17 protein-coding genes are annotated in these 15,465 nt (G+C 70.8%); 11 read left to right on the top strand and 6 right to left on the bottom strand.

The annotated features are described in order from the left end of the window. Nucleotides 1-211 precede the first annotated feature (211 nt). The 3 genes from ACFXPK_RS12270 to ACFXPK_RS12260 all read right to left on the bottom strand — a co-directional run bounded on the left by ACFXPK_RS12270 (nt 212) and on the right by ACFXPK_RS12260 (nt 3,292). Nucleotides 212-1,426 (bottom strand): hypothetical protein, encoded by a 1,215-nt coding sequence (locus tag ACFXPK_RS12270; protein WP_385074416.1) that lies wholly within the window; start codon nt 1,424-1,426, stop codon nt 212-214. Continuing rightward, the gene (locus tag ACFXPK_RS12265; RefSeq protein ID WP_385004213.1) at nt 1,426-2,139 is read right to left on the bottom strand and encodes an RNA polymerase sigma factor; all 714 of its coding nucleotides are present in this window, start codon (nt 2,137-2,139) and stop codon (nt 1,426-1,428) included. Before ACFXPK_RS12265 ends, ACFXPK_RS12270 begins: the two co-directional genes overlap by 1 nt. 295 nt (nt 2,140-2,434) lie before the next feature. Then, nucleotides 2,435-3,292 (bottom strand): alpha/beta fold hydrolase, encoded by an 858-nt coding sequence (locus tag ACFXPK_RS12260; RefSeq protein WP_385074413.1) that lies wholly within the window; start codon nt 3,290-3,292, stop codon nt 2,435-2,437. Nucleotides 3,293-3,423: 131 nt separating this feature from the next. Between ACFXPK_RS12260 and ACFXPK_RS12255 the strand changes: the two genes are divergently transcribed. Then, entirely contained in the window at nt 3,424-4,056 is a 633-nt protein-coding gene (locus ACFXPK_RS12255) for a TetR family transcriptional regulator (protein WP_385074411.1), read from the top strand. Nucleotides 4,057-4,147: 91 nt separating this feature from the next. On the opposite strand, the gene ACFXPK_RS12250 is transcribed toward ACFXPK_RS12255, so the two are convergent. Next, nucleotides 4,148-4,810 (bottom strand): hypothetical protein, encoded by a 663-nt coding sequence (locus ACFXPK_RS12250; RefSeq protein ID WP_385074409.1) that lies wholly within the window; start codon nt 4,808-4,810, stop codon nt 4,148-4,150. Between the two features lie 208 nt (nt 4,811-5,018). Continuing rightward, nucleotides 5,019-6,617, bottom strand: coding sequence for a glycoside hydrolase family 20 protein (locus ACFXPK_RS12245; protein ID WP_385074406.1), 1,599 nt, complete (start codon nt 6,615-6,617; stop codon nt 5,019-5,021). A gap of 445 nt (nt 6,618-7,062) precedes the next feature. Between ACFXPK_RS12245 and ACFXPK_RS12240 the strand changes: the two genes are divergently transcribed. The 9 genes from ACFXPK_RS12240 (at nt 7,063) to ACFXPK_RS12200 (ending at nt 13,921) form a co-directional block, all read left to right on the top strand. Then, nucleotides 7,063-7,758 (top strand): 2-oxo-4-hydroxy-4-carboxy-5-ureidoimidazoline decarboxylase, encoded by a 696-nt coding sequence (locus ACFXPK_RS12240; protein ID WP_385005509.1) that lies wholly within the window; start codon nt 7,063-7,065, stop codon nt 7,756-7,758. 169 nt (nt 7,759-7,927) lie between these two features. Further along, a complete protein-coding gene (gene sdhC / locus ACFXPK_RS12235) occupies nt 7,928-8,308 on the top strand; it encodes a succinate dehydrogenase, cytochrome b556 subunit (protein ID WP_385005507.1) in 381 nt (126 codons plus the stop codon). A gap of 8 nt (nt 8,309-8,316) precedes the next feature. Further along, on the top strand, nt 8,317-8,805 hold the full coding sequence (locus ACFXPK_RS12230; RefSeq protein ID WP_385005505.1) for a succinate dehydrogenase hydrophobic membrane anchor subunit: 489 nt from the start codon (nt 8,317-8,319) through the stop codon (nt 8,803-8,805). 20 nt (nt 8,806-8,825) lie between these two features. Then, nucleotides 8,826-10,580: a succinate dehydrogenase flavoprotein subunit gene (sdhA, locus tag ACFXPK_RS12225; protein WP_385005503.1), complete on the top strand. Its 1,755-nt coding sequence runs from the start codon at nt 8,826-8,828 to the stop codon at nt 10,578-10,580. Further along, nucleotides 10,580-11,368 (top strand): succinate dehydrogenase iron-sulfur subunit, encoded by a 789-nt coding sequence (locus ACFXPK_RS12220; RefSeq protein WP_385005501.1) that lies wholly within the window; start codon nt 10,580-10,582, stop codon nt 11,366-11,368. The genes sdhA and ACFXPK_RS12220 overlap by 1 nt, the downstream gene beginning before the upstream one ends. Nucleotides 11,369-11,500: 132 nt before the next feature. Next, complete coding sequence (locus ACFXPK_RS12215) at nt 11,501-12,082, top strand: hypothetical protein (RefSeq protein ID WP_385005499.1); 582 nt, start codon at nt 11,501-11,503, stop codon at nt 12,080-12,082. Between the two features lie 536 nt (nt 12,083-12,618). Then, nucleotides 12,619-13,449: a Scr1 family TA system antitoxin-like transcriptional regulator gene (locus ACFXPK_RS12210; protein WP_385074402.1), complete on the top strand. Its 831-nt coding sequence runs from the start codon at nt 12,619-12,621 to the stop codon at nt 13,447-13,449. Further along, the gene (locus tag ACFXPK_RS12205; protein ID WP_385074400.1) at nt 13,446-13,661 is read left to right on the top strand and encodes a DUF397 domain-containing protein; all 216 of its coding nucleotides are present in this window, start codon (nt 13,446-13,448) and stop codon (nt 13,659-13,661) included. The genes ACFXPK_RS12210 and ACFXPK_RS12205 overlap by 4 nt, the downstream gene beginning before the upstream one ends. Before the next feature lie 44 nt (nt 13,662-13,705). Continuing rightward, on the top strand, nt 13,706-13,921 hold the full coding sequence (locus ACFXPK_RS12200; protein ID WP_385074397.1) for a DUF397 domain-containing protein: 216 nt from the start codon (nt 13,706-13,708) through the stop codon (nt 13,919-13,921). Nucleotides 13,922-13,927: 6 nt separating this feature from the next. Here the strand turns inward: ACFXPK_RS12200 and ACFXPK_RS12195 are convergent, their stop codons facing one another. Beyond that, nucleotides 13,928-14,749, bottom strand: coding sequence for an SDR family NAD(P)-dependent oxidoreductase (locus ACFXPK_RS12195; protein ID WP_385074394.1), 822 nt, complete (start codon nt 14,747-14,749; stop codon nt 13,928-13,930). A 101-nt stretch (nt 14,750-14,850) separates the two neighbouring features. On the opposite strand from ACFXPK_RS12195, the gene ACFXPK_RS12190 reads away from it, so the two are divergent. After that, nucleotides 14,851-15,462 (top strand): TetR/AcrR family transcriptional regulator, encoded by a 612-nt coding sequence (locus ACFXPK_RS12190; protein WP_384994712.1) that lies wholly within the window; start codon nt 14,851-14,853, stop codon nt 15,460-15,462. Nucleotides 15,463-15,465 lie beyond the last annotated feature (3 nt).

Below are 15,465 nucleotides of genomic sequence, written 5' to 3'. Positions count from 1 at the left end.
CCGCACCCACCCGGACACGCGCCCCCCCCGACCCGCCCCCGCCCCCCCCGCCCCCCCCACCCCCCCCCCCCGCCCCGCCCGATGCGCCGAGCCGAAGGTACGGGGGGAACCCCGGCTCACTGCGCCGCCGATGACCAGTCGGCTCACTCTGTACTGCGCCAGGGCCCCCAAAAGTGTCACACCGGACGTCCCGGGACCGGAGAACAGCAGGTCAGGAGAGGTCTGCCGAGGACTCCCCCGGCGGCGTCGGCGCGACCGGTGAGACCGGCTCCGACGCGGTCGCCGAAGGCTGGGGCGTCCCGGGGTCCTCCGGGGTCCGGGTGGCCCCGGGGGCACCCGGCGCCTCCGGGGCCGGCGCCCCGTACGTGGGGGGCGCCATGGTCGGCCGGTTCGGCGGCGCGGGGGTGAGCTGCGGCTGCTCGTTCCCGCTCTGCCCGCCTTCGTCCTCCCCGCCGCCGTCCTCTCCGTGGCCGTCCTGGCCGCCGTCCTCTCCGTGGCCGTCGCGGTCCTTGCCGCCGCCGTCACGGTCCTTGCCGTAGCCGTTACGGTCCTTGCCACCGCCGTCACGGTCCTTGCCGCCGCTCCGCGATTCCCCGTCGAGCAACCGGTCGCAGTAGCGCTCCGTACCCCCCGGCTCGTCGGCCGCCGCGTCCAGCGCCTTTCTGCGGCCGGGGTCGATCGCACCGCTGCGGAAGTCGCGGCAGGCGTCGACGGTCGCCTGGTACCAGGCGCCGGACGCCGGGTCCGTGTGGGGAACGAACGGCGCGCGGGGGCCGTCCGCCGACCGGCCGGTGGCGTCCTCGTCCCCCTCGGCCTCGCCCCGTGCGTCGTCGCCCGTACCTCCGTCGCCGCCCCGCGCGGCATCCCCCGTCGGGCCGGGCGAGGAGGGGCCGACCGGCGCGCGACCGCCCGCGCCGTCCGCGCTCGGACGGTCCGAGGACGGCGCGGACCGGTCCTGGCCCCGGTCGGTGGAGCCGGACGACAGCGGCCGCGGGGAGGCGCCCGCCGAGACGGAGCTGGCCGGCCCGGGAACGGCCGCGCCGAAGAGCGAGGGCAGGACGGTGGCGCCCGCCACGACCGTGAACCCGCCCAGCGCGCAGCCGGCCACGGCGACCACCAGCCCCCGGCTCAGCGGACGGCCGCGCCACCGGGTCCCGGCGGCCTCGGGCGCCAGGGCGAGCCGTACCGTACCGAGCAGGTCCGTGGCGGCGTCCGGCGCGCCCGCCTGCCGGAAGGCGGCCAGGGCGGCGGCCTCACCGGGCAGTTCCTCATCGTTTGCGTACGTGACGGCGGACATGTCCCGCAGTGCCCCGGTGAGCCGTTCCTGCCGGGCCAGCGCCCGCGCGTCCGGCGCCTCGACAGGCTCACCGCGCAGCAGTCTCTCCGCCGCGTCCTTGTCGAGCCACGCGTCCCGCTCGTCGGCCATCACATGTCCTTCTGCGTCCGCAGGCGCGAATACGTCACACCTGGGGAAGCGGCGGCTCCCGGTCGTGGGCTGCGCTGCGGGGGTACGGCGGCCAGCTCCGCGCGGGGGCCGGAGCCGCCCGGAGCGCCGTCGGGGGTGCCGTCGGGGCCGGTGTCCGCCCCGCTGTCCGCGTCGAGGAGTTCGGCCAGCCGCTTGAGTCCGCGGTGGGCGGCCGTCCGTACCGCGCCCGGGCGCTTGCCCAGGGTCTTGGCGGCGGTCTTCGCGTCGAGCCCGACCACCACCCGCAACACCACGGCCTCGGCCTGGTCCTGCGGAAGCCGGGCGATCAGCTCCATCGTCCGGCCGGTCGCGAGGGCCTCCATGGCCTCGTCCGCCGTGTCCGAGTCGGCCGCCCTGCCGGTCAGCTCGGTCTCGTCGGCGCCGACGGCCGGGCGCCTGCCGCGCATCCGGAGATGGTCGAGGGCGCGGTTACGGGCGATCCGGGCCGCCCAGCCGCGGAACCGGTCGGCGTCGCCGGTGAACCGGCCGAGGTCGCGGGCGATCTGGAGCCATGCCTCGGAGGCCACGTCCTCGGCGTCCGGCTCGCCGACGAGTGTCCGTAGATAGCCCAACAGCCGCGGGTGCACCGCGCGGTACACAGTACGGAAGGCGTTCTCGTCCCCGTCCTGTGCCGCGAGCACCGCGGCGGTCAGCTCCGCGTCGTCCCCCAGCACTCCCACACCTGTCCTGAAATCGCGGCCGGTCACTGCCGCGCCGCCCCACGCGTTCCTGCACGCTACGGCCTTACCCGGTCCGCGTCCACGCCTAGTACAACCCGCAACAACTTGCTGGCGTTATGAGGTGTGACACAGAACGCCTCCGCGGCGCTGATAGGAGTACGGGGTCGTACCGCGGCTCCGGCGGACGGCGACCGGGGCCTCTCCTGTGGGGGGTGGCGGCCCCGGTCGTCCTCACGCTCCTCCGTTCCGGCCCCGGACGACGCCGTCGCCGGGAGCCCGACGACCGTCTTCAACGCGGCCCGCTCCGCCGGTACGTTCCGACGTGGTCCAGGATGAGACGGGTGACCTCGTCCGGCCGGTCGAGCTGGAGGAAGTGTCCGGCTCCCTGGAGGCGTTCGAAGCGCCACGGGCCGTCGACCCATTCGCCCGAGCGCGCCATCTGCTCCAGGCCGCTGTAGATGTCACCCGTCGGCCAGATACCGAGAACGGGTACCCGCACACGCGGGACGGGGGCCATCCGGCCGTGCACCGGGTGGACGTTCGCCTGGTAGAAGTTCAGCATGGCCTGGACGGCGCCGGGGCGTTCCAGGTCGCGGATCCAGGCGGCGCTCTCCGGATGGTTGCCCACCCACCAGCGGAAGGTGGACCATTCCCCGCCCTCGCCCTCGGCCTCACCGCGGAGCCACTCCTCGGCGTCGGGGAAGAGCAGCCGGAGCATGTACCAGGAGAGCTGCTTCTGCTCGTAGCCCGCCGCCTTCCGGGCGCCGGGATGGCCGATGGACAGAGCCACGTAGGAGGTCACCCGGTCCGGCCGACGGGCGGCCATCGCCCAGGTCGAGGCCGCTCCACGGTCGTGCCCGACGAGATGGAAGGTGTCGGCCCCCAGCGCGTCGGCGACGGCCCAGAGCCGCTCCTCGTCCTTCGCCACCGTGTAGTGCTCCACCCCGTCGGGCAGGTCCGAGTCGCCCTGGCCGAGCAGATCCGGTGCGATCACCCGCAGCCCCGCCCGGAGGAGTCCGGGTATCTGGCCGCGGTACACGGCGGACGAGTCCGGAATGCCGGGTACCAGCATGATGGTCTCCGGACCCGTGCCCGCTTCGAAGACGTTGAGGTGATGTCCGTCGACGGTGACGCCTCGGCGCGTCATTCCCGTCAGGCGCTGCGCTTCCGCAACCTGTGACCGACTCATGAGCCCGCCCTCTCTCCCGCTAAGTAACCAGTTGGTCATTAGCGACGCTAACACCGCTCCTCACTAATGACCAGACGTACACTGAGCCGGTGGACGAAGAACCCCGACCCAGCGATGGGCGCACCGGCAAGCGCCGCCGACGTGACCCGCAGGCCAGCCAGGAGGCGATCCTCGACGCGACGCGCGCGGAGTTGAACGAACGCGGGTACGGCCGCATGACCATCAGGGGCGTCGCGGCCCGGGCCGGGGTGACACACGGCCTGGTGATGCGTCATTTCGGCACGAAGGAAAAGCTGTTCCTGGCCGCCATTCCGGGGCCGCAGCGACTCGACGCGGCGCTCACCGGCGACCCCGCCACGCTGGCGGAACGGATCGCCCACGCGTACGTGGAGCGCATGGAGGCCGCGGACTCCGCCGACCCCTTCGTGGCCCTGATCCGGAGCGCCGCGGCCAACGACCCGACCGCCAACCGGCTGTACTCGGCGATGCAGGAGTACAGCACCGCGGCCTACCGCACCGTGCTGGAGGGCCCCGACGTCGACGCGCGCGTCGACCTGCTCGCGGCGGTACTCCTCGGCGTGACGTTCAGCCGGTACGTCGTCCGCGAAGGCGCCCTCGCCTCGATGGAGCCCTCGGTGCTGAGCGCCCACCTCGCCGGCCTGCTCCGGCCCCTCGTACAGCCCCGGCACGCCGGCCCGGCCGACGGCGATCCGCAGCCGTAGAGGACCCGGGGGCCGGAGCGCCGTGACGGACGCCCGCCCCGGGCGGCCCGGGGGTGGCGGCGTACGGCCGGGCAGGGCCGCCGTCGCCGGGTCAGTTCCGCGCCCTCGCCCGGCGCGAGACCACCGCGCGCAGCACCCGCTGGCCCTCGGTCGACAGGTCCATCGCCCGGCGCATCGCGCCCGCGTCGCCCGCCGGGTCGCCCAGGATCTCCAGGACCCGGATCTGGCGTCGCAGCTCACCGGCGACCAGCGGGCCGACGCCGTCGCCGCCCTCCGTGCCGTCCACCGCGTCGGCCACGGCCGCCTGGTCCTCCCTGCACCGCACCAGCCACGTGGCCGCGGCGGCGCTGCCGCTCTCGCCGACCGCGTCGAGCTTCTGGTGGATCTCCAGCGCGACGACGGAGCAGGTGTCGGCCCAGACCCGCAGCGGCTCGGCCTCCCACCGGGGCGGCGCGGAGCCGAGCATCGTCCGTACGAGCGCGAGGGTGACCCCCGCGCCGGAACCTCCCCCGGCCTCGGCGGCGGCCGACTCCGGCTCGGGCCCCGGCTCGGCGGCCATCGCCGCGTCCAGCGCGGCCCTGGCCTCCGCCAGCCGGTCCGGCCACTCCGCCGCGCCCGCGGCGACGCCCGCCCACAGCGGGCGCAGCACGTCGGGCTCCTCGGCCAGGGGTGGCAGGCACCGGTCGAGGCAGGCCAGACCGCTCGCGGCCAGGCCCCGCTCGTCCGCTTGCGCGATCAGTTTCACCAGACTCATGGACGTCTCCCGTCGCGGACGCAGTACTGACCAGTACTGCGCCAAAGATCCGGAAAACGTCACTCCGAGATCGCGCGTAGACCACCCATAGGCCGTGGAACGCCCATGCGTGCATCAACCATCTTTCAACGGCCCCGCCCGGCGGACCGGATGAACCTGTCATACGGATGGCCCGCACCGGTCCGGTGCGGGCCATCCGTATGACGTCTCAGACGCCGAGCTTGCCGGCGAGCGCCGTGAACCCGCTCCAGCTCAGGGTCGGCTTCTCCGGGTTCCACACCTTCTGCGCCACCGCCGCCAGCGGCAGCTTGATGCCCTGGGCGACCTGGGCCTCGGTCTGCGCGTTGGGGAAGTCGCCCCAGACCGCGAACATCCCGCCCTGGATCTGCTTCGAGTACCGCTCCGGCACGGGCTTCGTGCCGCGCAGGACCAGCGGGGTCCAGTCCTCGTAGATCCGCTTCCCGGTCGGGTAGACGAAGTCGTTCGGCTCGCCGAGCACGTAGTAGAGGTACTCGTCGTTGAAGTTGACGACCTTGCGTCCCTCACTCAGGTACGCGACGGGCTCGCGCGCCCCGATCTCCTTGCCCGTCCAGTACTGGACCTCCATGTCCGGGTCCGCCTTCACGATCCCGCCCTTGAAGAGGCCGTCGTTCCAGACCTTGAGCTTCTTGTCGTACGGGCCGAGCGCCTTGCCCCGGTCGTTCGTCCACGCCGTGGTCAGGTCCTGGATCCGCCCGTTCGGGCCGTACTTCCGGACGGCGAGCCGGGCCAGCTCCGGGTACGAGGCCTCCGGGTTCGCGACCACCAGCGCCTGGTACTCGTCCGCGCCGAGGTTCCACCACTGACCGGGGAAGAGCTGGGCGAACTCGCTCTGGAGGTCGTCCACGATCTTCGCGGCGGCCGGCTGGGAGATGTCGATCGCGCCCTGCGTCGGCTTCCCGTTGACGTTGCGGAGCTGGAGGGAGGGGTGCGGGCGCATCACGGCGCCGAGGTGTCCGGGCGAGTCGATCTCGGGGACGACGGTGATGTGCAGCCGGTCTGCGAGCGCCAGGATCCGGCGGACCTGGGCCTTGGTGAGGTGCTGCCGGGAGACGATCTCGGGGTGGGTCGTGGACTCGATCCGGAACCCCTGGTCGTCGGAGAAGTGCAGGCCGAGCTGGTTGAGCTTGAGATCGGCCATCTCGCGCAGCCGGTCCTCGATCCAGCCCGGCGTGTAGTACTTGCGGGCGATGTCGAGGTTGAGCCCGCGCTGCGGGCGGGCGGGGGCGTCCCGTACGACCCCCTCGGGCATCGTGCCGTCGGCGCGTATCGCCTGCTTGAGCGTGCGGGTGCCGTAGAAGACCCCGGCCTGGTCGGGCCCGGTGATCCGGACCTTGTTGTCACGGGCGGTGAGGGTGTACGACTCGGCGGCGCCGCTGCCGCTCGCGAGAGCCAGCTCGACATCGCCGGCCCGGGCGGCCACCGCGCCCCGGTAGGAGATCTTCAGCTCCTGGGAGAGCAGCTTCCCCTCGTCGGCCAGCCCCTCACTGCCCTTGGCTATGACGACGCCGCTGTCCGGGGCGGGTTTCCAGCCGGGGCCTCTGGCGGCCTCGTGCTTCCGTACCGAGGGTATGGACTGCGGCGCCTTCGAGAGCGGATAGGACCGTGTGGGTGAGGGCGTGGCCGCGGCGCTCGTGGTGGAGCGGCCCGTCGCGTTGTCCGGGGAGCCGGCGTCGCCGCTCCCGGAGTCGCAGCCCGCGACGGTGACGGCGGTGGCCAGGGCCACGGCCGCCGCTCCGGCGGCCCGGATACCCGGGGATGACCACATCACTCAAACCTCCTGTGTACGGATGTACGACATACGTGCGACACGATTACGGCGAAGGTCCCACGGCGACGTCCATTCCGCGCGCCGAAACTCTCCCATCCGGGTGAATTGCGCGCAGCCGCCGGACGTCTCGCTCAGGGCATCGATAACGTTTACGACGCATCCGCCCCTGCCGGCTCAACCATTTCGTGTGCGATGTACGTCTGTCTTTGTGCGGGTCACCTGTGCAGACCGTATGGACGGGTCGTGCAGGGCCGTTCCGGCGGTACGCACGCGTCGTCCGCACACGTCGTTCACGTGTGCCGTTCGCACCGACCGTCGGCACGGACCGTTCACACAGACCGTTCGTACCGACTGTCCGCCGTGATCGCTCGCACAGGTCGCCCGCGCCTGTCGTATCACCTGTCCGACCATCCGCTCGTCACATCACGCCATTTCCCCGGGCATGTGCCCCGGGACCTGGCCCGACCGTCGTCGTCCCGCCGCGTCCGAGGAGCCACCGCTGTCCCGCGCATCCGACGCCGGCCACTCGGACGGCCTGCCCCGTCCGGCAGGCCCGCCCCGTCCGACCGGCCTCACCCGCTTCAACGCCGCCCCTCCGGCCGCCGCCGAGGCCGCGCTGCTCACCTGCTGCGGCAGCCACCGCTGGGCCGAGCGGGTCGCCGCCCACCGCCCGTACCCCGATCTGGACTCGCTGCTCGCCGCCTCCGACGAGGCCGGTTACGACCTGCCGCTGCCCGATCTCACCGAGGCGCTGGCCGCCGAGTCCTCCGCCGTACCGCCGCAACCGGCCCCGCCCGCCGCGCGGACCGCGCTGCGCGCCGCGCACGCCGCGTACGAGAGCAGCTTCGGGCACGCCTTCGTGATCAGCCTCGACGACCGGCGGCCCGAGGAGCACCTGGACCACATACTGGCCGGTATCCACACCCGGCTCTCCCACGACCCCGACCTGGAGCGCTCCGTCTCCGCCGACGAGCTGCGGCGACTCGCCCGGGGCCGGATCGTCCGGCTGCTCTCCGGAGGGACCGGCCCGGCCGGGCGCGATACCGGGCCGCCGGATCCCCGTACCCCGGAATCCGGCGGAGTCCCGGGCCGTTCCGGCGGTAACGGGCGGAGCGATAGCCCGTCCGTGGCTGTTTGATTGCCTGTTTGATCACATCTATGGGACCCCACGCGAAGGAACCGACAAGTCGTCGCTACCATTGCCGGGGCCGGTGGACCGTACCCGGCCGGGCGCGACCGACACCACTGTGCTTGATTGAGTAGAAGATGGCGGCCGGCCCCGATCCCCGCTCCCGGAGGGCTTTTCCGTGCCGGCTGGAACGCTGTACCGCGGCCGGGAAGGAATGTGGTCGTGGGTGGCTCATCGAGTCACCGGCGTGCTCATCTTCTTCTTCCTGTTCGTACACGTGCTGGACACCGCTCTCGTCCGCGTCTCACCAGAGGCGTACGACGATGTCGTGGCGACCTACAAGACGCCGCTCGTGGCGCTGCTCGAATACGGCCTGGTGGCCGCGATCCTCTTCCACGCGCTCAACGGCCTGCGTGTCATCGCCGTGGACTTCTGGTCCAAGGGCCCCCGCTACCAGAAGCAGATGCTCTGGTCCGCCGTGGGCATCTGGGTCGTTCTGATGGTCGGCGCCCTCTACCCCGTGCTCGGCCACGCCGTACGCGAAGTCTTCGGGAGCTGAGAGTTCTGATGTCCACCGACACCACGCCCGCTTCCGCTTCCGCGATCAGTCCCGTCGAGGGCGAAAGCCTGTACGACGTGGATCACCCGGCTCCGCTCATCGAGCCGCCGCGCAAACGCACCGGCAAGACCCCCAAGTCGACCCGCGGCAACTTCGAGATGGCCGCGTGGCTCTTCATGCGCCTCTCCGGAGTCGTCCTCGTCGTCCTGGTCATCGGCCACCTGCTCATCCAGCTCGTACTGGACGGCGGCGTGTCCAAGATCGGCTTCGCCTTCGTGGCCGGCCGCTGGGCCTCCCCGTTCTGGCAGGTCTGGGATCTGCTGATGCTCTGGCTCGCCATGCTGCACGGCGCCAACGGCCTCCGCACGATCATCAACGACTACGCGGAGCGCACCAACACGCGCCTGTGGCTCAAGGGCCTGCTGTACACCGCCACGGTGTTCACCATCCTTCTGGGCTCGCTGGTGATCTTCACCTTCGACCCGAACATCCGCTAGAGCCGGGGCAGACGAGACCAATGAAGATCCACAAGTACGACACCGTCATCGTCGGCGCCGGCGGCGCCGGTATGCGCGCGGCCATCGAGTCGACCAAGCGCAGTCGCACGGCGGTGCTGACGAAGCTCTACCCGACCCGCTCCCACACGGGCGCGGCGCAGGGCGGCATGGCCGCCGCGCTCGCCAACGTGGAGGAGGACAACTGGGAGTGGCACACCTTCGACACGATCAAGGGCGGCGACTACCTGGTCGACCAGGACGCCGCCGAGATCCTGGCGAAGGAGGCCATCGACGCGGTCCTCGACCTGGAGAAGATGGGCCTGCCGTTCAACCGCACCCCGGACGGCACCATCGACCAGCGCCGCTTCGGCGGCCACTCCCGTAACCACGGCGAGGCGCCGGTCCGCCGGTCCTGCTACGCCGCGGACCGTACGGGCCACATGATCCTCCAGACGCTGTACCAGAACTGCGTCAAGGAGGGCGTGGAGTTCTTCAACGAGTTCTACGTCCTCGACCAGCTCCTCACCGAGGTCGACGGGGTCAAGAAGTCGGCGGGCGTCGTCGCGTACGAGCTGGCCACCGGCGAGATCCACGTCTTCCAGGCGAAGTCGGTCATCTACGCGTCCGGCGGCACCGGCAAGTTCTTCAAGGTGACCTCGAACGCGCACACCCTGACCGGTGACGGCCAGGCCGCGTGCTACCGCCGCGGGCTGCCGCTGGAGGACATGGAGTTCTTCCAGTTCCACCCGACGGGCATCTGGCGCATGGGCATCCTGCTGACGGAGGGCGCCCGCGGTGAGGGCGGCATCCTCCGCAACAAGGACGGCGAGCGCTTCATGGAGAAGTACGCGCCCGTCATGAAGGACCTCGCCTCGCGTGACGTCGTCTCGCGCTCCATCTACACGGAGATCCGCGAGGGCCGCGGCTGCGGTCCCGAGGGCGACCACGTCTACCTGGACCTCACGCACCTGCCGCCGGAGCAGCTCGACGCCAAGCTGCCCGACATCACGGAGTTCGCGCGGACCTACCTGGGCATCGAGCCGTACACGGACCCGATCCCGATCCAGCCGACCGCGCACTACGCCATGGGCGGCATCCCGACCAACGTCCAGGGCGAGGTCCTGCGCGACAACACCACGGTCGTCCCCGGGCTGTACGCGGCCGGCGAGGTGGCCTGTGTGTCGGTGCACGGCGCCAACCGCCTCGGCACCAACTCGCTGCTCGACATCAACGTCTTCGGCCGCAGGTCGGGCATCGCCGCGGCCGAGTACGCCGCGAAGAACGACTTCGTCGAGCTGCCCGAGGACCCGGCGTCGCTGGTCGAGGCCCAGGTCGAGCGGTTGCGCGCGTCCACGGGCAAGGAGCGGGTCGCCGCGCTGCGCCTGGAGCTCCAGGAGTGCATGGACGCCAACGTGATGGTGTTCCGCACCGAGCAGACGATCAAGACGGCCGTCGAGAAGATCGGCGAGCTGCGCGAGCGCTACCTGAACGTCTCCGTCCAGGACAAGGGCAAGCGGTTCAACACGGACCTGCTGGAGGCCATCGAGCTGGGCAACCTGCTCGACCTGGCCGAGGTGATGGCCGTCTCCGCGCTCGCCCGCAAGGAGTCCCGCGGCGGTCACTACCGCGAGGACTTCCCCAACCGTGACGACGTGAACTTCATGCGCCACACCATGGCGTACCGCGAGGTCGGCGACGACGGCAACGAGTCCATCCGTCTCGACTACAAGCCGGTCGTCCAGACCCGCTACCAGCCGATGGAGCGTAAGTACTGATGGCTACCCCGACCCTGGACAAGCTCAGCGCGCTGGAGGCGGACTCCACCTCCTCGCACCTCCTCGCGGTCACGTTCCGGATCCGCCGGTTCAACCCCGAGGTCTCCGCGGAGGCCGAGTGGCAGGACTTCCAGATCGACATCGATCCGAAGGAGCGTGTCCTCGACGCCCTCCACAAGATCAAGTGGGATGTCGACGGCACCCTGACGTTCCGGCGCTCGTGCGCGCACGGCATCTGCGGCTCCGACGCGATGCGGATCAACGGCCGTAACCGGCTGGCGTGCAAGACGCTGATCAAGGACATCATCTCGACGGACAAGTCCGGCGCGGTCACCAAGCCGGTCACCGTCGAGGCCATCAAGGGGCTGACGGTCCTCAAGGACCTCATCGTCGACATGGACCCGTTCTTCCAGGCGTACCGCGACGTGATGCCCTTCCTGGTCACCAGCGGCAACGAGCCGACGCGGGAGCGCCTCCAGTCCGCCGAGGACCGCGAGCGCTTCGACGACACCACCAAGTGCATCCTGTGCGCCGCGTGCACGTCGTCCTGCCCGGTGTTCTGGAACGACGGGCAGTACTTCGGCCCGGCCGCGATCGTCAACGCGCACCGTTTCATCTTCGACTCGCGTGACGAGGCGGGCGAGCAGCGCCTGGAGATCCTGAACGACAAGGACGGCGTGTGGCGTTGCCGCACCACGTTCAACTGCACGGACGCCTGCCCGCGCGGTATCGAGGTCACGAAGGCGATCCAGGAAGTCAAGCGCGCGCTGATCACGCGCCGCTTCTGACGCCGTCGCGATGTCACCCGGCCCGAAGCCCGTTCCCGTGCGCATGCCGTACGGGAACGGGCTTCCGGTGTGTCAGGATCGGTGCGAGGAAGCCGAGGAGGCCCCATCGGGCCTGGGGAAGCGGGGAATGAGATGAGCGAGCCGAATCCGTACACGGACGGTGAGTACACCTGGGGTCCGGCCCAGCAGTCCGGCTCCGGCGCCCCGGCGGACAAGCCAGGACCGTACACACCGGGGGCGCCGCAGTACGACTTCCCGCCGCCGACGCTCGCCGACGGCCAGTCGTTCACGCCCCCGGGATACGGCTTCCCCCCGCCGGCCCAGGGCTACCCCCCGGTCCCCATGAACGGTCCGGGCCCCGGCGGCGGCGCGCCGCTGCTGGCGATCGGGGACATCACGGTCACGGGCGACTCGATCATCACCCCTTCGGGCACATTGCCGCTGAAGGGCGCGGTCTGGAGCGCGACGGACCTGACCCGCACGGAGGAGAAGATCCCCACGCACGCCATCGTGCTGGCGATCGTCTTCGGCCTGCTCTGCCTGGTCGGCCTCCTCTTCCTCCTGATGAAGGAGAAGCGGACGACGGGCTTCGTCCAGGTCATGGTCGCCGGTGGCGGCAAGCACCACACGACGATGGTCCCGGCGGCGGGCCCGGAGTCCTTCCAGATGGTCATGGGGCAGATCAACTACGCCCGCTCCCTGAGCAACATGTGAGCATCCTCCCCCGGCTGCAGCGCCACGCTGTCGGCGTGGGGGTGCCGCCGGCCCGGCGGTGCCGCGGGGGTGCCGCCGGCCCGGCGGTGCTGACCCGGTGGTGTTTCACGGCGGGCGTGCGGTGCCGTAGAACGCCACCGGCCCGGCACGCCACCGCTACCCATCCCCCCTGGCCGCAGGCGACGGTTCGTAGTCCGGGCACCTCGGGCTGCCGCACTCGCACGGCGGCCACTTCAGCGCCGACCCGGGCGCCAGGTCGGCGCCGTCCACACCGGGAACACCTTTCCGCACCACGAGGACGCCGTCCGTCCCGAACGTGGCGATCAACAGGGAAAGGCGTCGCCGCGCCTCACTTCCCGCTCCGGCCGACCCGTCCGAGTCGTCCTCCCTCGTACCGATGACTTGCTCACACACAGGGATGTACCTTCCGTTACCAGTGCTCGCTTTCTGTACTCAAGCTTCGGCGTGCGCGAGCAGGTCCAACAGACGGGCAAGCTGGACGCTGATGGCTGTCCAGCGGACATTCGGGGGTTCACGTGACTGTCGAAAACGAAACCGAGGAGACGGCCGACCCTGCCATCTCCCCTCTCGCCCACTTCGGCGCCGAGGTACGGCTTGAGCGCGAGCGCCTGGGCATCACGCGCGAAGCCCTCGGTAAGGAGGCGTGCTGCGGTTACTCACTCGTGGCGAAGATCGAATCCGGAAAACGCGTACCGCCGCTGAACTTCGCGGAAGCGTGCGACCGGATGTTCCCGCACGCAGGCGGACGCTTCGTCAGGCTCTGGCCGCTCGCCTTGCGGTGGGCCTTTCCGCCGTGGTTCCGCAGGTATGTCGAACTGGAGTGGACTGCCACCTCGATCTCCATGTTCCATGCCCAACTGGTGCCGGGGCTCGTACAGACCGAGGCATACGCACGAGCCGTACTGCGAACGGGGCGCCCCGGTAACCTTGAGGACCTGGTGACAGCGCGGATGGAGCGACAGCGGATCCTCACACGCGAAGATCCGACCAAGCTGTGGATCATTCTGGACGAGGGCGTTCTCCGGCGCGCCATCGGCGGAAAACGCGTCATGAGTGAGCAACTTGAGCAGTTACGGACGCTGACGGAGACCCCACGTCATGTCATCCAGATCATCCCCAGGACCATCGCGGCATATCCCGGATCGGGCTCTCCGTTCGGCCTGTTGTCCTTCGACGAAGGCTCGGAAGTGGTGCATGTCGACGGCTTTCCCAAAGGCTATGTTCTGGCCGATCCGGACGATGTGACCACGGCTCGCGATACCTATGATCTGCTTAAGGCAATTGCTCTGCCGCCGGACGAGTCGGCCTCCAAGATCGGCTCCATTCTGAAGGAATGCCATTCATGACCGAGCCGATCCGCGTACCGGAACAGGCGTGGCGCAAGTCCAGCTACAGCGGCAGCAACGGCGGCGAATGCATCGAGGTCGCGGACGGCATCCCCCACACCGTCCCCGTCCGCGACTCCAAGACACCCGAAGGCCCCCACCTCACCTTCCCGCACCCCACCTTCGACGCCTTCGTCCACGCCGTACGCCAGGGCGAGATCAAGGCCCCCTGATCTCCCGTCCAGGACGAGTACACAGCCCGGAAGGAAACCTCGTCATGACCAAACCCGCCCCCATCCCTGAAAAGAACTGGCGGAGTTCATCCTTCAGCCAGAGCAACGGCGGCGAGTGCGTCGAAATCGCGGACGGCATCCCCCACACCGTCCCCGTCCGCGACTCCAAGACACCCGAAGGCCCCCACCTCACCTTCCCGCGCCCCACCTTCGACGCCTTCGTCCACGCCGTACGCCAGGGCGGGTTCGGACCCTCCTGACCGGGGTCACCCCGCCGGGGTCCCGACGTCCTGGGCCTCGTGGAAGCCCATGTGGCGGTTGAGGCCCGCGGTCATGCGCGTCACCGTGGTGCGGGGGAGGAAGCGGACCGGCCAGGTGGAGGCGCGGAAGAGGGGGCGGCCGGGGTACGAGGCCGTTCTGCCGCGGGCGAAGTCGTCCAGGGTCTTCGCGGCGACCCGCGTCGGGCTGTCGGTTCGCTTCGCGTCCATGACCGCGGTGGTGTGGTCGAAGAAGCCGGTGTCGGTCGCGCCGGGGTGGGCGGCCATGACGTGTACTCCCGTGCCCCGGAGTTCCGCGGTGAGCGCCTCGCTGAAGGAGAGGACGAACGCCTTCGTGGCGGCGTAACTCGCCTGGTAGGGCATCGGCTGGAACGCGGCCGTCGAGGCGACGTTGATGATCCCGCCCGAGCCGCGTTCGAGCATGCCCGCGCCGATGAGGCGGGTCATCAGCATCAGGCCGTTGACGTTGACGTCGACCGACCGCACCTGCTGCGCGAGGGGGCGGGTGAAGAAGGGGCCGACGGAACCCAGCCCCGCGTTGTTCACGAGCAGGTCCACGGCCACCCCCTGCCGGTGCAGCTCCTCGGCGACGGCCGTGGGGCCCGCCGGGTCCGAGAGGTCCGCGCCGATCACCCGGGTGTCGACGTGGTGTTCCGCGCGGATCTCGGAGGCGAGCCGTTCCAGCGCCGGGGCCGAGCGGGCCACGAGGACCAGATGCGCGCCGCGCCGGGCCAGCTCCTGCGCGTAGGCCCTCCCGAGCCCTTTGGAAGCTCCGGTGACCAGTGCGGTGGTACCTCGATAACGGTGCATGGGCGGGGGCCTTCCATGGGAGAGAGGGCACGGGAGCGCGACGGCGCGGCCGGGACGGGCAGAATGTGTGCAGCGTCAACAATCACTCAGGGAAGTGCACAGTGTCAACATCCGATCGACAGAGCTACCACCACGGCGACCTGCGCGCCGCCCTGCTGCGGTCCGCCCTGGATCTGCTGGACACCGACGGAGCGGACGCCCTGTCCCTGCGCGCCGTGGCCCGGCACGCGGGCGTCTCCCCCAACGCCCCGTACCGCCACTACCAGGACAAGGAGGCCCTGCTCGCGGCGCTGGCCACCCATGGCTTCACCGAACTCCGGGCGCGCTTCGAGGCCGCCACGGACGATCCGGGCGACCCGGCCGCCTCCCGCCCGGCGGACCTGGCGGACGCCCTGGCGCCGCTGGCGCGGGCCACCGTGCACTACGCCCTCGGCCATCCCGGCCTGTTCCACCTGATGTTCGGGCACCCCTGCGTCAGCCACGCCGAGGTGAGCGCCGCCTCCGACGCGGCGCAGACCGCCGTGACCACGCGTATCGCCGCCTTCGCCGCCCCCGAGGACCGCGAATCCCTCAAGATCGGCGTCTGGGCCCTCGTCCACGGGCTCAGCCTGCTGCTGCTCGACGGCCGGCTCGGGGACACCGCGCCCGAGCGGATCGACGCCCTGGTCGACACGGTGACGCGCACCATGATCGGCACCGGCCGGCCGTCGTGAGCG

The organism is Streptomyces sp. NPDC059142 (assembly GCF_042755665.1).
Taxonomy (GTDB): domain Bacteria; phylum Actinomycetota; class Actinomycetes; order Streptomycetales; family Streptomycetaceae; genus Streptomyces.
Note: the sequence above shows the minus strand (reverse complement) of the source record. Positions and strands in the feature narration are given on the sequence as shown.

Bases quoted from the DNA above. Each gene is read 5' to 3' on its own strand.
- ACFXPK_RS12220 (WP_385005501.1), top strand. From the start codon at position 10,580: ATGGCTACCCCGACCCTGGACAAGCTCAGCGCGCTGGAGGCGGACTCC.
- ACFXPK_RS12205 (WP_385074400.1), top strand. From the start codon at position 13,446: ATGACCGAGCCGATCCGCGTACCGGAACAGGCGTGGCGCAAGTCCAGC.
- ACFXPK_RS12250 (WP_385074409.1), bottom strand. From the start codon at position 4,810: ATGAGTCTGGTGAAACTGATCGCGCAAGCGGACGAGCGGGGCCTGGCC.
- ACFXPK_RS12230 (WP_385005505.1), top strand. From the start codon at position 8,317: ATGTCCACCGACACCACGCCCGCTTCCGCTTCCGCGATCAGTCCCGTC.
- sdhA (WP_385005503.1), top strand. From the start codon at position 8,826: ATGAAGATCCACAAGTACGACACCGTCATCGTCGGCGCCGGCGGCGCC.
- ACFXPK_RS12245 (WP_385074406.1), bottom strand. From the start codon at position 6,617: ATGTGGTCATCCCCGGGTATCCGGGCCGCCGGAGCGGCGGCCGTGGCC.
- ACFXPK_RS12260 (WP_385074413.1), bottom strand. From the start codon at position 3,292: ATGACGCGCCGAGGCGTCACCGTCGACGGACATCACCTCAACGTCTTC.
- ACFXPK_RS12240 (WP_385005509.1), top strand. From the start codon at position 7,063: ATGTGCCCCGGGACCTGGCCCGACCGTCGTCGTCCCGCCGCGTCCGAG.
- ACFXPK_RS12195 (WP_385074394.1), bottom strand. From the start codon at position 14,749: ATGCACCGTTATCGAGGTACCACCGCACTGGTCACCGGAGCTTCCAAA.
- ACFXPK_RS12215 (WP_385005499.1), top strand. From the start codon at position 11,501: ATGAGCGAGCCGAATCCGTACACGGACGGTGAGTACACCTGGGGTCCG.
- ACFXPK_RS12270 (WP_385074416.1), bottom strand. From the start codon at position 1,426: ATGGCCGACGAGCGGGACGCGTGGCTCGACAAGGACGCGGCGGAGAGA.
- ACFXPK_RS12200 (WP_385074397.1), top strand. From the start codon at position 13,706: ATGACCAAACCCGCCCCCATCCCTGAAAAGAACTGGCGGAGTTCATCC.